Origin of the sequence: Streptomyces tsukubensis (assembly GCF_003932715.1) — a bacterium.
GTDB lineage: Bacteria > Actinomycetota > Actinomycetes > Streptomycetales > Streptomycetaceae > Streptomyces > Streptomyces tsukubensis.
Genome location: NZ_CP020700.1, coordinates 1,394,177 through 1,408,050 on the forward strand (window position 1 = coordinate 1,394,177; position 13,874 = coordinate 1,408,050).

At 72.1% G+C, this 13,874-nt stretch carries 13 protein-coding genes; 5 read left to right on the forward strand and 8 right to left on the reverse strand.

Going from position 1 to position 13,874, the window contains the following annotated elements:
• Window positions 1-106: 106 nt before the first annotated feature.
• From B7R87_RS04765 to B7R87_RS04780, 4 genes are all read left to right on the forward strand, one after another.
• On the forward strand, window positions 107-1,027 hold the full coding sequence (locus B7R87_RS04765) for a 5'-3' exonuclease (RefSeq protein ID WP_233168769.1): 921 nt from the start codon (window positions 107-109) through the stop codon (window positions 1,025-1,027).
• A gap of 162 nt (window positions 1,028-1,189) precedes the next feature.
• Complete coding sequence (locus B7R87_RS04770; RefSeq protein WP_040916776.1) at window positions 1,190-2,056, forward strand: siderophore-interacting protein; 867 nt, start codon at window positions 1,190-1,192, stop codon at window positions 2,054-2,056.
• 313 nt (window positions 2,057-2,369) lie between these two features.
• Complete coding sequence (locus B7R87_RS04775) at window positions 2,370-3,353, forward strand: IS481 family transposase (protein ID WP_130585460.1); 984 nt, start codon at window positions 2,370-2,372, stop codon at window positions 3,351-3,353.
• A gap of 72 nt (window positions 3,354-3,425) precedes the next feature.
• The gene (locus tag B7R87_RS04780; RefSeq protein ID WP_006350217.1) at window positions 3,426-3,929 is read left to right on the forward strand and encodes a VOC family protein; all 504 of its coding nucleotides are present in this window, start codon (window positions 3,426-3,428) and stop codon (window positions 3,927-3,929) included.
• Between the two features lie 2 nt (window positions 3,930-3,931).
• Here the strand turns inward: B7R87_RS04780 and B7R87_RS04785 are convergent, their stop codons facing one another.
• The gene (locus B7R87_RS04785; protein ID WP_006350216.1) at window positions 3,932-4,729 is read right to left on the reverse strand and encodes a MerR family transcriptional regulator; all 798 of its coding nucleotides are present in this window, start codon (window positions 4,727-4,729) and stop codon (window positions 3,932-3,934) included.
• Window positions 4,730-4,914: 185 nt separating this feature from the next.
• Between B7R87_RS04785 and B7R87_RS04790 the strand changes: the two genes are divergently transcribed.
• A complete protein-coding gene (locus B7R87_RS04790; RefSeq protein ID WP_006350215.1) occupies window positions 4,915-6,279 on the forward strand; it encodes a cryptochrome/photolyase family protein in 1,365 nt (454 codons plus the stop codon).
• Between the two features lie 119 nt (window positions 6,280-6,398).
• Here the strand turns inward: B7R87_RS04790 and B7R87_RS04795 are convergent, their stop codons facing one another.
• From B7R87_RS04795 to B7R87_RS04825, 7 genes are all read right to left on the reverse strand, one after another.
• The gene (locus B7R87_RS04795; protein ID WP_040916772.1) at window positions 6,399-9,227 is read right to left on the reverse strand and encodes a DEAD/DEAH box helicase; all 2,829 of its coding nucleotides are present in this window, start codon (window positions 9,225-9,227) and stop codon (window positions 6,399-6,401) included.
• 130 nt (window positions 9,228-9,357) lie between these two features.
• The gene (locus B7R87_RS04800; protein ID WP_130585437.1) at window positions 9,358-10,254 is read right to left on the reverse strand and encodes a diacylglycerol kinase; all 897 of its coding nucleotides are present in this window, start codon (window positions 10,252-10,254) and stop codon (window positions 9,358-9,360) included.
• A gap of 240 nt (window positions 10,255-10,494) precedes the next feature.
• Window positions 10,495-11,463 carry a twin-arginine translocase subunit TatC gene (gene tatC, locus B7R87_RS04805; RefSeq protein WP_006350212.1) on the reverse strand — a complete coding sequence of 323 codons (969 nt, stop codon included), beginning with the start codon at window positions 11,461-11,463 and terminating at the stop codon, window positions 10,495-10,497.
• A gap of 62 nt (window positions 11,464-11,525) precedes the next feature.
• Window positions 11,526-11,822: a Sec-independent protein translocase subunit TatA gene (tatA, locus tag B7R87_RS04810; RefSeq protein WP_006350211.1), complete on the reverse strand. Its 297-nt coding sequence runs from the start codon at window positions 11,820-11,822 to the stop codon at window positions 11,526-11,528.
• A gap of 337 nt (window positions 11,823-12,159) precedes the next feature.
• The gene (locus B7R87_RS04815; protein ID WP_006350210.1) at window positions 12,160-12,357 is read right to left on the reverse strand and encodes a hypothetical protein; all 198 of its coding nucleotides are present in this window, start codon (window positions 12,355-12,357) and stop codon (window positions 12,160-12,162) included.
• Window positions 12,358-12,362: 5 nt separating this feature from the next.
• Window positions 12,363-12,653, reverse strand: a complete 291-nt coding sequence (locus B7R87_RS04820) for a hypothetical protein (RefSeq protein WP_006350209.1) — start codon at window positions 12,651-12,653, stop codon at window positions 12,363-12,365.
• A 253-nt stretch (window positions 12,654-12,906) separates the two neighbouring features.
• The gene (locus B7R87_RS04825; RefSeq protein WP_006350208.1) at window positions 12,907-13,872 is read right to left on the reverse strand and encodes a helix-turn-helix transcriptional regulator; all 966 of its coding nucleotides are present in this window, start codon (window positions 13,870-13,872) and stop codon (window positions 12,907-12,909) included.
• Window positions 13,873-13,874: the final 2 nt, after the last annotated feature.

The following is a 13,874-nucleotide window of genomic DNA, read 5'->3' on the forward strand; positions in this document are numbered from 1 at the left end:
GCGGAGGCCTCGGGGAGAGAGCGGCGGGCCCGCACCGGTGTCGGCGGGGCCGGGAGCGGGGCCGTGGCTCCGGGCCGGTGTCGGTGGCGTACGGCATCATCGGGGTGTGACGCGACGCCTGATGCTCCTCGACACCGCATCCCTGTACTTCCGGGCCTATTTCGGGGTCCCCGACTCGGTCCGCGCCCCCGACGGCACCCCGGTCAACGCCGTGCGCGGGCTGCTCGACTTCATCGCGCGCCTGGTGCAGGACCACCGGCCGGACGATCTCGTCGCCTGCTGGGACAACGACTGGCGGCCGCAGTGGCGGGTCGAGCTGATCCCCTCCTACAAGGCGCACCGTGTCGCCGAGGAGACCGAGTCCGGGCCGGACGAGGAGGAGACCCCCGACACCCTGGCGCCGCAGGTGCCGGTGATCGTCGATGTCCTCGACGCCCTCGGCATCGCCCGGGTCGGCGCCGACGGGTACGAAGCGGACGACGTCATCGGGACGCTCACCGCGCGGGCCACCGGCCCGGTGGACATCGTCACGGGCGACCGCGATCTGTTCCAGCTGGTCGACGACGCCCGGGCCCGGCGGGTGCTCTACCCCCTGAAGGGGGTGGGCACGCTCCAGACGACGGACGAAGCCTGGCTGCGCGGGAAGTACGGAGTGGACGGCCCCGGCTACGCGGATCTGGCGCTGCTGCGCGGCGATCCGAGCGACGGGCTGCCGGGCGTTCCGGGCATCGGCGAGAAGACCGCGGCCAAACTGCTGGAGGCGTACGGCGATCTGGCCGGGATCGTCGCCGCGGCCGGTGATCCGCGGTCGAAGCTGACCCCGGCGCAGCGCCGCAGACTGGACGAGGCTCGGGACTATCTGGCGGTCGCGCCGAAGGTGGTGCGGGTGGCGGCGGACGTACCGCTGCCGGTGTTCGATCCGGCGCTGCCTTCGGAGCCGCGGGATCCGGCGGCGCTGGAGGAGCTGGCCCGGCAGTGGGGGCTCGGAAACGCCCTCCAGCGGCTGCTGACGGTGCTGCGCGCCTGATCCGCCGGGCCGTGTCCGGTCCGACCGGACGTATTCCACCGCCGGCCGCCCCGGGACGGCGGTGTTCAACTGCGCCCGTACGGCGTTCCCGGGCTGTTGTTTCCCGGGCCTGGTGTTAACTTAGGTAAGCCTAAGCATGCACACGAGTCCAGGGAGAGCACCGTGACAGAACGACCCGCCCGAAAGTCACCGATGCTCTACGAGGCCCGTGTGGTGCACACCGAACGGCTCACCCCGCATATGGTCCGGCTCGTCTTCGGCGGCGAGGGCCTGGCCGGGTTCCGTACGGACGGTTCCACCGACAGCTATGTGAAGCTGGTCTTCCCGGCGGCGGGCGTGTCCTATCCGGAGCCGTGGGACATCGACCGGATCAAGGCCGAGTTCCCGCGGGAGCAGTGGCCGTCCAACCGGACGTACACGGTACGGGCCTGGGATGCCACGGCGGGCGAGCTGACCGTCGACTTCGTCGTCCACGGCGACGAGGGTCTGGCGGGCCCGTGGGCGGCGGGCGCCCGGATCGGCGACCCGATCAGGATCCTCGGCCCCGGCGGTGGCTACGCCCCCGACCCGGCCGCCGACTGGCATCTGCTGGCCGGTGACGAGAGCGCGCTGCCCGCGATCGCGGCAGCGCTGGAGCAGATGCCGGAGGGCACGATCGTCCATGCCTTCGTGGAGGTCGAGGGCCCGGCGGAGGAGCAGAAGATCGTCACTCCGGACGGGGTCGCCGTGCACTGGCTGCACCGCGGCTCCCGGCCGGTGGGCGAGGCGCTGGTCGAGGCCGTCACCGGGCTCGACTTCCCCGAAGGCCGGGTCTGCGCCTTCGTCCACGGCGAGGCGGCCTGTGTGAAGGAGCTCCGCCGCCATCTGCGCCTGGAGCGCGGGATCCCGCGCGAGCAGCTGTCGATCTCCGGCTACTGGCGTCTCGGCCAGTCCGACGAGGCGTGGCGCGCGGTGAAGCGCGAATGGAACGACCAGGTGGAACGCGAGCAGGAGCCCCCGACCTCGGGCCCGGAGCCGCGCGCGGCGTAGCCCCGGGGCCCGGGAACTAGGGAGTTTCTTTCGGATCAGGCCGGATCAGTGAGCGGGGTCTGGTGCCGTGGATCGCAAGGCGGAGGATGGAGTCCACGCGGAGCGTAGGCGACTGACGACAACGCGGCGAGGCGCGGTGGCTGGGGGCACCCCCAGCGGTAGCTGGGGGAGGCACGCGAGCCCGGCAAGATCCGAAAGAGACGACCTAGGTGTATTGACCACGAGTGTTGTTAACGGTTCCGGGTCTTGATCATGGCGAAGACCTCCGGTGTGGTGGAGGTGTCTAGGCTCCACACCGCACACGGAGGTCTTCGTGTCCCACCGTAATGCCCGGCTGACCGTTCACGGCAGGCGGATCCTGGTCGAGCGTGTTCTCGCGGGCCGTCCGGTCGCGCATGTGGCGGCCGAGATGGGCATCTCCCGGCCGACCGCGCACAAGTGGGTCCGCCGGTGGCGGGCCGAGGGCGACGCGGGTCTTCTCGACCGCTCCAGCCGCCCGCGCACGACTCCGCACCGCACCCCGGCCGTGACGGAAGACGAAGTGTGCCGGCTGCGGACCGAACGCAAGCTCGGCCCAGCCCGCATCGGGCCGATCCTGGGCCTGCCCGCCTCGACCGTGCACCGGATCCTGGTCCGCCACGGTCTCAACCGGCTCGCCTGGCTCGACCGCCCCACCGGCGAACCGGTAAGACGCTACGAACGCGCCCGCCCGGGCGAACTGGTCCACGTCGACATCAAGAAACTGGGCAACATCCCCGACGGCGGCGGCTGGCGAACCGTGGGCAGAGCCGCCGGCGAAGCACACCGCCAGGCAACCACCGATGCCCGCAAAAGCAGCAAACCGGTGATCGGCTACTCGTTCGTCCACTCCGCCGTCGACGACCACTCCCGCCTGGCCTACAGCGAGGTCCTGCCCGACGAACGCCAGCACACCGCCGCAGGCTTCTGGCAACGCGCGAACGCGTTCTTCACCGCCCACGGCATCACCGTCCAGCGGGTCCTCACCGACAACGGCTCCTGCTACAAAGCCCGGCTGTTCACCCGGACCCTGGCCGCCACCGGCATCACCCACAAGAAGATCCGGCCCTACCGGCCACAGACCAACGGCAAGGTCGAACGCTTCAACCGCACCCTCCTGGACGAATGGGCCTACCAGCGGCCCTACCACTCGAACGACGAGCGGACCCGGGCCCTGGCAGACTTCCTCCACACCTACAACCACCACCGCAGCCACACCGCCCTCGGCGGACACCCACCCATCAGCCGCGTTAACAACCCTGCGGGTCAATACACCTAGGCCGTCCGTAGGAGGACGGACCCGTCTCCGGTCCCTGGGACCGGGGGCCGGCCGTCTGTCACCGTGGATGCCATGAGCGACCACACCACCGACAGCAGCGTCCAGTCGGCCTGGCCCGCCCGGCTCGCATCCGTGGGCGCCGTGCGCTTCGCCCGGCCCACCGCCGCGTACGACGAGGTCGTCGCCTTCTACGGCGACGGCCTCGGCCTCCCCGTGATCGCCGAGTGGCGGGACCACGAGGGCTACGACGGCGTGGTGTTCGGACTCCCGGGGACCGGGGTCCAACTGGAGATCACCCAGCACGGCACTCCCCCTGGGCCCGGCGGCCCGGGAGGGACCCCCACGCCGTGGATCCCCGCGCCGCACCCGGAGAACCAGCTCGTCCTCTATCTGGACGGCGCCGCGGCGCGGGACGAGGCCGCAGCCGGGCTGAGGGCCCGGGGCCATGTGCCGGTTCCCCCGGCGAACCCGTATTGGGCCCGCTACGGCGCCGTGCTCTTCGAGGACCCCGACGGGTGGCTCGTAGTTCTGGCGCCCTGGGTGTACGGCCGGAACCCGCCGGGGCCCACCGGATGACCTCAGCCGGTACGGCCGTAACCGGTATCGGCATCACCGCTCACCGGCCACCGAAGCCTCCCGGCCGGCCCCGACACGGTCTCCGGCTCCGGCTCCGGCTCCGGCTCCGGCTCCGGCTCCGGCTCCGGCTCCGGCTCCGGCTCCGGGAATCCTCCATGACGCCGCGCCGAGCGGTCCGTTCTGGCCAGTTGGCGGAGCGCCTCGAAGGCGACACCCCCGAGGACGCTGCCCACGATCGCCGTCTCCACCAGCGCCTCCCGGCCCGTCCGGCCCGCCTGGTGGTCGAGTTCGGCCCGCGCCACCCTTTCGGCGGCCTCCGCGTAGTCGGTGAGGACCCGTCCGAAGTCACCGTGGCCCAGGCGGTCCATCGCCGCCAGCGTGCCCGTCAGCAGCTCGCGCCCCGGCGCCGTCTCCCCGACCAGCCACCCCCGCCGGGCGATCAGTGCGTCGACCCGCCGCCGCGCGCTCTCGTGGACCGGGTCCCCGTCCGGCTCCGGACTCTCCGGCTGCTCCGGTTTCGCGGGCCGGGCCACCAGCGCCTCGGAGACAGCGCCCAGCACCTCGTCCAGCGGTCTGCCGGAGTCGTCGACGGCCGCGAGCACCTCACCGATGGCGGCGATCTTCAGCCCGCCGATGTCCAGCAGCGCCCGGATCAGCTTCAGCCGGCGCTCGTGCTCCTCGCCGTACGCCGCCTGGTTGGGGCTGGTCAGTTCACCCGCGGGCAGCAGCCCCTCCCGGAGGTAGTACTTGATGGTCGGTACCGGAACCCCGGTCCGCCGGCTCAGCTCACCGATCCGCACACCCGTTCACCGCCGTCTCACCCGTGATCTTGTCGGCTCATCATAGATAGCGGCACTCTCCGGTAGCGCCGGACCGCACTGTCCGCAGGCCCGGACGGCCCCGGCCGTCGGTTCCGCGCCGACCCGCGCCTTCTGAATCGGCCGAAATCCGGCCCGCCCGGCGCCGTAGCTGGTAGGGACGGCACATGTCCGTCTCCGTCATGCTCTTCACCTCCGATCTGCGGGTGCACGATCAGCCCGCACTCGCCGCCGCCGTCCGCGAAGCCGATGAGGTGGTGCCCCTGTTCGTCCGCGATCCGGGGATCCACCGGGCCGGTTTCGACGCGCCCAACCGCCGTGCCTTCCTCGCCGACTGCCTCGCCTCACTCGACGACGGGCTGCGCGGGCGCGGCGGCCGGCTGGTGGTCCGCTCCGGTGACGTCGTCGCCGCGGTGGGCCGGATCGTCACCGAGACCGGGGCGCGGTCGGTGCACCTCGCCGCCGGAGTCAGCGGGTACGCGGCCGGCCGGGAGAAGGCCCTGGAGGCCGCGCTGGCCCCGCTGGGCTGTGTGCTGCGGGTCCACGACGGTGTGGTCACCGCTCTGCCGCCGGGCGGGGTGACCCCCGCGAACCGCGACCACTTCGCCGTCTTCACCCCCTACTTCCGCCGCTGGGCGGCGGCCGGGATCCGTCCCGTGGTCACCGCACCCCGCCGGATCGCGGTCCCGGACGTGCCGGGCGAGCCGCTGCCCGCCCGCGCCGAGGTCACCGGGGTGTCGCCCGGACTCGCCACCGGCGGCGAGGAGGAGGGGCGGCGGCGGGTGAAGAGCTGGCTGGCCAGGACCGGTTCCGGAGTGGACGCGTACGAGGAACGCCATGACGATCTGGCGGGCGACGCGACCTCCCGGCTCTCCCCGCACCTCCACTTCGGCAGCCTCTCCGCGGCCGAACTGGTGCGGCGGGCCGGGGACCGCGGCGGAGCCGGGGCCGAGGCCTTCGTCCGCCAACTGGCCTGGCGGGACTTCCACCACCAGGTGCTGGCGGCCCGTCCGGACGCCGCCCGGGCCGACTACCGGACCCGCGGCGACCGCTGGCGCGACGACGAGAAGGAGATCACCGCATGGCGGGAGGGCCGCACCGGCTGCCCCGTCGTGGACGCGGGCATGCGCCAGCTCCGGCACGAGGGCTGGATGCACAACCGGGCCCGGCTGCTGACGGCGAGCTATCTCGCCAAGACCCTGTACGCGGACTGGCGGACGGGCGCCGCCCACTTCCTGAGCCTGCTGGTCGACGGGGACCTGGCGAACAACCAGCTCAACTGGCAGTGGGTGGCGGGCACCGGCACGGACACCCGCCCGAACCGGATCCTCAACCCCCTGGCCCAGGCCCGCCGTTTCGACCCCGACGGCTCGTACGTCCGCCGCTGGGTCCCCGAGCTCGCCTCCGTCCCGGGACCCGCGGTCCACGACCCCGCGCCGGAGGACCGTGCCCGTCTCGGCTATCCGGCTCCCCTGGTCGATCTGGGCGAGGCCAGGGACCGCTTCAGCCGGGCACGTGGCCTCGACACCTGACCCGGCACCCGGCGGCTCCCGTACCCGGGGAACGCCCGTGGGCCGGTGACGTTCGTCACCGGCCCACGGGCGGACAGCCTGCCGTCCAGGCTGCGAGAAGAGCCGCGAGGAGAGGGGGCTCAGCCCACCGAGCTGTAGGCCACGACTCCCCTCAGCACCGCGTCCACCGCCTTGCGGGCGTTCTTCGCGACCGTACTCCCCTCCCGGGGGGCGGCCGCCGCGATCTGCCCGAGGACGTCGATGACCTGCTTCGTCCAGCGGACGAAGTCGCCCGCGGGCATCTCGGTCTCCCGCAGCACCTCGTCCAGGCTCTTGTCCGACGCCCACTGGTACGCGGCCCAGGCGAAACCGAGGTCGGGCTCGCGCTGGCCCACCCCCTCCGCCTGGTTGATCTTGAAGTCCTCCTCCAGGGCGTCCAGCTTCCCCCAGATCCGGACCATCTGGCCGAGGGCCGTCTTCGCCGCCCCGCCGGGGACCTTGGGGGCCACCGCGTCGTCGGACTGCCGCGACTCGTAGACCAGGGCGGAGACGCACGCCGCCAGTTCGGCCGGGGTCAGCCCCTCCCAGACACCGTCCCGCAGGCATTCGCTGGCCAGCAGGTCGAGCTCGCCGTAGAGCCGGGCGAGGCGGCGGCCGTGCGGGGTGACCTCGTCGGCGCGGAGGTAGTCCAGCTCGGTCAGCAGGGCGACGATCCGGTCGAAGGTGCGGGCGATGGTGTTCGTCCGGCCTTCGATCCGCCGCTCCAGCTGACGGGTGTCCCGCAGCAGCCGGTGGTAGCGCTCCGCCCAGCGGGCATGGTCCTCGCGCTCCGAGCAGCCGTGGCACGGATGCGCCCGCAGCTCCGCCCGCAGCCGGGTGATGTCCCGGTCGTCCGCCGCGGCGGACCGCTGCTTGCGGTGCCGGTCGGGCACGATGTGCCCGGCCTTGGTGCGCAGCGCGGACGCCAGATCGCGCCGCGACTGCGGGGACCGCGGATTGAAGGACTTCGGGATCCGCATCCGCTCCAGCGGTTCGACGGGCACCGGGAAGTCCATCGACGCCAGCCGCTTGACCTGCCGCTCCGCCGTGAGGACCAGCGGACGGGGCCCGTCGTGGTGCTCGAAACCGCGGTGCCCGTTGGTCCGGCCGGCCGGAATACCGGGGTCGAGGACGAGCGCGAGACCGGCGAACTTGCCCGTCGGGACATGGATGACATCGCCCGGCTTCAGCTTCTCCAGGGAGACCGCCGCGGCCGCGCGCCGCTGGGCCGCGCCCTGCTTGGCCAGCTCGTTCTCCCGGTCCTTCAGCTCGCGGCGGAGCCGCGCGTACTCCTCGAAGTCACCGAGGTGGCAGGTCATGCCCTCGCGGTAACCCTCCAGGCCCGTCTCGTTCTTCTGGACCTGGCGGGAGATGCCGACGACCGAGCGGTCGGCCTGGAACTGCGCGAAGGAGGTCTCCAGCAGCTCGCGCGAGCGGTGCCGCCCGAACTGCTCGACCAGATTGACCGCCATGTTGTACGAGGGCCGGAAGCTGGAGCGCAGCGGATAGGTCCGGGTGCCGGCGAGCCCGGCGAGCGCGGCCGGGTCCATGGCCCGCTGCCAGAGGACCACCGCATGGCCTTCGACGTCGATACCGCGGCGCCCGGCCCGGCCGGTGAGCTGGGTGTACTCACCGGGGGTGATGTCGGCGTGCTGTTCGCCGTTCCACTTGACGAGCTTCTCCAGGACGACGGAGCGCGCGGGCATATTGATGCCGAGCGCCAGGGTCTCGGTGGCGAAGACCGCCTTGACCAGTCCGCGGACGAACAGCTCCTCGACCACCTCCTTGAAGGTGGGCAGCATTCCGGCGTGGTGGGCGGCGATACCGCGCTCCAGGCCCTCCAGCCATTCGTAGTACCCGAGGACGTTGAGATCCTCGGTGGGGATCGCGGACGTCCGCTCCTCGACGATCTCCCGGACCCGGAGCCGGGCCGTGTCGTCGTTGAGCCTCAGGCCCGCGTAGAGGCACTGCTGGACGGCCGCTTCGCAGCCCGCGCGGCTGAAGATGAACGTGATCGCGGGCAGCAGGCCCTCGGCGTCGAGCCGCTCGATGACCTCGGGGCGGCCCGGCGTCCAGATCCGGGACCGGCTGCGCCGCTCCCGCTCCCGGTCGGCCTCGCGGACCATCTTGCCGCGGCGCCGGTCCCGGGGGTTGTACGAGCGCTGGTTCTCGGTCCGGGCCAGGCGGACCAGATCGGGATTGACCTCGCGGCGGCCGGTGCCGCGGCCGCCGTGGTCGCTCTCCTCCTCGAAGAGGTCGTACATCCGCCGTCCGGCCATCACGTGCTGCCAGAGCGGAACGGGCCGCTCCTCGGAGACGATGACCGCGGTGTCGCCGCGGACGGTGTCCAGCCAGTCGCCGAACTCCTCGGCGTTCGACACGGTGGCGCTCAGTGACACCAGGGTGACCGAATCGGGGAGGTGGATGATCACCTCTTCCCAGACGGCGCCCCGGAAGCGGTCCGAGAGGTAGTGGACCTCGTCCATGACCACATAGCCGAGTCCGCGCAGCGACTGCGATCCCGCGTACAGCATGTTCCGCAGCACCTCGGTGGTCATGACGACCACGGGCGCCTCGGAGTTGACGCTGTTGTCACCGGTGAGCAGGCCGACCTTGTCGGCGCCGTACCGCTTGACGAGATCCGCGTACTTCTGGTTGGACAGGGCTTTGATCGGGGTGGTGTAGAAACACTTCCGGCCCTGCTGGAGGGCGAGGTGGACGGCGAACTCGCCGACGATGGTCTTGCCGGAGCCGGTGGGCGCGGCCACGAGCACGCCCCGGCCGGCCTCCAGGGCCCGGCAGGCGTCGATCTGGAAGGGGTCCAGGTCGAACTCGTACATCTCGCGGAAGGGGGCCAGCGCGGTGGCCTGCTCCGCGGCCCGGACACGGGCGGCGGCATAGCGCTCGGCGGGAGAGAGATCTTCGGTCATCTTGTTCACGAGCCTACCCGCCGGGTACGACACTCAGCCCGGCCTTATTGCATCGCCGCCGGGGAGAGCCGGGGATCCGCCGCGCGGCCCGCCTCCCCCGGCGGTTCCGGTACGGCGGGTGCTCCGCCGGTCACTCCCGGTGGGCGAGCACCCGGACGGCCCCTGGTACGCACTCCGCGGTCAGCGGCAGCGGGCCGACGCGCTCGCCGTCCGCCCAGCCGGTCAGCCCCTCGGCGGCCAGCGCGACCGAGCGGGCCCGGTACACGGTGACCTTCGGATGGTCGAGGTGGGTGCCGCGGTAGACCCGGGGGAAGACCCGGAGCAGGGTGGTCCGGCTGCACGCCGCCACCACGATCACGTCCAGCAGCCCGTCGTCGAGTACGGCCCCGGCACAGATCCGCATGCCGCCGCCGTAGGAGTCGCCGTTGCCGACGGCGATCAGGATCGCCTCCACGTCCCGGGTCCGGCCGCCGTCGAGGGTGAGGCGGTACGGGACGGGCCGGAGCGCCGCGAGTTCGGCGAGCAGCGCGGCTTCGTAGGTGAAGCGGCCGGCGAGCCGGCCCATGCGGTTGCCGCGTTCGCTGACGCGGGAGTCGAAGCCGGAGGCCAGGACGGTGCCGAACCAGCGGTCCCCCGCACGCCCGAGGTCGATCTCGCGCCCGCCGCCGCCCTTGAGGGCGTCGGCGGCGATCCGGGCGGCCGCGGCGGGGTCGCGGACCGGCAGGCGCAGCGAGCGGGCGAAGTCGTTGCCGGTGCCGACGGCGACGACACCGAGAGGTGTCGGCGTTCCGGCGACGGCCTGGAGGGCGAGGGAGACCAGTCCGTCGCCGCCGACGGCTATCAGTGCCCCGGTGCCCCCGGCGACGGCTTCCCGGGCCCGCCGCAGGGCATCGGGGGCGTCCTCGCCGAGGACGGTGCGTACGGAGTATCCGGCCTCGCGCAGGACGCGGGCGGCCGGCTGGGCGGCCCCGGCGCCGCGGCCGCGGCCCGCCGTGGGATTGACGAAGAGAGTGATCTCGCTGGTCACCGGAGTGACGTTACTGCAAGGCCGGGGAGGGGATCCGGGACAGCCCTGAGAGCCCGGGGCGGGGCCCCGGGGCTCGAACACAGCACGAACACACAGCAGGAACACAGCGCGGCCCCGGCCCCGGGGCGGACAGGGGCCCGGCCCGGGGCCGGACAGGGAACGGGGCCGGACGGAGAATCCCGTCCGGCCCCGCTTCCGCATCGTTCCCCTGCGCCCGCTCGCCGGGGGATACGGCCCGTCTCAGGTGATGTCGTCGTAGCCGTTCACCCGGTGGGCCCGGCTGCCGTCGCCCTCGCGGCTCGTCTGCTCGGGCGAGCTGCGCGGGGCGCCGATCGTCTCGACGTCCCCGATGTCCGAGGGTGAGAGGTCGAGTTCGGAGGCCTCGTCGTCGCGCGGACCGCGCAGCTCCCGAAGCCTCCGCCGCCGGTCGTTGAGGAGGGAGACGCCGGTGGCGAAGAAGTACAGGACAACGATGGGGGCCGCGAGGGCCATCATCGTCAGCGGCTCGGTGCTGGGGGTGGCGATCGCCGAGAAGACCGTGATGCCCATGATCATCGCCCGCCACCAGCCGAGCATCCGCTGCCCGGTGACGACCCCGCCGATGTTCAGCATCACCAGCAGCAGGGGCAGTTCGAAGGCGAGCCCGAAGACGACCACCATCCGGGTCACCAGGTCGAGCAGATCGTCCAGCGGCAGGAGGTTGTCCACGTCCGTGGGCGTGAACTGGATGAGGACCTCCGCCGTGGTCGGCAGGACCGTGTAGGCGAAGTAGGCGCCCATGAAGAAGAGCGGGGAACCCGCACCGACGAACGCGAGGGCGTACTTCTTCTCGCTGCGGTGCAGCCCCGGTGCCACGAAGGCCCACAACTGGTACAGCCAGACCGGTGAGGCGAACACGATGCCCGCCATCAGCGACACCTTCAGCGCGAGGGTGAAGGGGGTGAGCAGACCGTTGATGGTGATCTGGGCACATGTGGTGCCCTCGGGCTTCTTCTGCAGCTCCGAGAAGGAGGCGTCACAGCCCACCGAGTCCAGGATCGGCTTGGTGATGAAGTTGATGATGTCGTTGTAGAAGAAGGCGGCCACGACCGTGATGACCAGGATGGCCAGGATGCCCTTCGCGAGCCGGTTCCTCAGCTCGCGCAGATGCTCCACGAGGGGCATCCGCCCCTCGGGGTCCTTCTCCTTGTTGCGGGCAGGCTTGAGCAACCCACGTCCTCATCTCGTGCGGCAGGCCCGCCACTCCCGGCGGGCCTGTGGGCGGCCCTGTCTCAGCGCTGGGCGGAGTCCGTCGGCTCCGACACCGGGCGGGAACTCGTCACATCGCCGGGTGCGGCCTGGATCGTCCGCTGGCCGGGCTGCTGCTCCTGGGCGGGGCCGGGCTGCGGCGGGGCGGCTGCCGCGGTGTCCTGGCTCTCGGCCTTCATGGCCTTGGCCTCGCTCTTGAGGATGCGAGCCGACTTGCCCAGGGAACGGGCCATGTCCGGAAGCTTCTTGGCGCCGAACAGGAGGATGATCACGACGAGGATCAGAACGATCTCACCGGGGCCAATCTTTCCACCGAACATAAGCGTGTACCTTCTCACCGAGGCGGCTGGGGTGTAGCGGGCGCGCGGTGGGCGGACAGACGTCCGACCACGATGCTGTCAGCGATCGTAACCCCAAGCAGTGAACACAGGGCAATGCCCGTGCAACCGCCATATGGCCGGGAACCCGCGGCGACCTGGTCGGTTATCGCGCGAACACCGTGGGTACGGGATCGCGGCGACACGGCCTGAACCCGCCCAACGAAGATCGTCCGCAAATCGTCCGCGCCATGGCGATCCGGCCGGGAAAAGTCCCGGTCAGGGGCGTGTCCCAGCGGGCGGGTGACCGGCCGACGGCCGTCCCTGCGCCGGGTGGGGTTCAGGAGGTCCGGCCGCCGTTGCGGGCGAGGTCTCCGGCGGCCCGTTCCAGGCTCTCGGAGGCCTGCCCGATCCGCTCCGTCGCCCGGGCCACCTCCCGCCCGAGCCGCTGGGCTTCGACGAAGACCCTGATGCCGAGGACACCGAGGACGGCGATCCCGGCGAAGCCGAGGACGATGGCGAGCACGGGCCAGAGCATGGGCGTTACACCTGGAGGTCGGAGGGGGTACGGGGCGCGGGGGCGGCCACGGGCTGGAGGCGCAGGGTGCTGACCCCGCCGCCGGTGAGGAGTTCGACGATCCGCTCCCCCGCGGGCCTGCGGACGGCGGAACCGCACTCGGGGCAGGTGAAGGAGTAGAAGGTGGTACGGCGGCTGCCGCCGATGGCCAGCCGCAGGGCCTGCGCGCTCAGCTCACAGCGGGCGCGGCAGTCGGGGCACATGGCCCTGAAGAGCACGGGTCCGGCCGCCGAAGCGGTGGCCGTAATATCGGACATGAGTGACATGTGACACGAATCTCCTCAACCTCGGTCGGTACGCCCCGGCCGACGTCCCGGCCGAATGATCTCGCGCGGGGGGTCCCGCTGTCCGCCGTGGACGGAAATCGGCACAACACCCGCCACGACAAGGCATCGTTTCCGGACAATTCCGGGATCCGCCGCGAACACGGCCCCGAAGGGCCGAACCGGACCCGGTCCCCCACCCCGGGCGGCGGGACCGGCCCGCCCCGGCCGGGAGGCTCGGCAACCGCTATTCGAGACCCTCGTATGCGGCCAGCGCCTCCCGGGCCGCCTGCCGCGCGCTCTCCACCAGATCCGCGGGCTCCGTGATCCGCCCGTCCGCGCCCAGCCGCAGCGCGAGCCGCCGCAGGGAGGCGGGCGACGAGGTGCGCAGGGTGATCCGGAGTCCGCCGCCGGGCAGTTCCTCGGCCCGGTCGTGCGGGTAGTACTCGGCGACCCAGCGACCGCCGAGCCCCACCTCGACCACCACCTCGGGATCGTCGGCGGACGGCTGGACCAGCCCCTTCGACAGATCCGACAGATCCCGCGGTTCGATCTCGGGCGGGGCGGCCGGGGCGTCCAGCAGCCTGATCTCGGCGACCCGGTCGAGCCGGAAGGTACGGCGCGCCTCGGAGAGCCGGCACCACCCCTCCAGATAGGTGTGCCCGACGGCGAACAGCCGGACCGGGTCCACCTCGCGCTCGGTCAGTTCGTCGCGCGCCGGTGAGTAGTAGCGCAGCCAGAGCCGCCGCTTCTCGGTGATCGCCCGGTCGACGGCGGCGAAGACCCCGCCCTCGGATTCGAAGGTCACCGAGAGCCGGGAGGACGCACCGGCCGCTTCTCCGGCCGCCGTCTCCAGTTTCGCGGTGGCCCGCAGCAGGGCTTCCCGGTCGCTCTCCCGCAGACCCGGCAGGGTGGCCACCGCCCGGGCGGCGACCAGCAGCGCGGTCGCCTCGTCCGCCGCCAGCCGCAGCGGCTCCGCGACGTCGTCCGGGTTGTGCCACCAGATCCGGTCGCCGTCGGTGTCGATGTCGAGCAGATCGCCGCCGCGGAAGCTGGTCCCGCACATCGGCAGCAGGTCGAGATCGGAGATCAGTTCGTCCTCGGTGATCCCGAAGGCGCGGGCCACGTCCTCGACGCGTGCGCCGGGACGTTCCCGCAGATAGGTGACCAGGGAGAGCATCCGCCTGGTCTGGTCGATGGCATTGGCCGCCACGG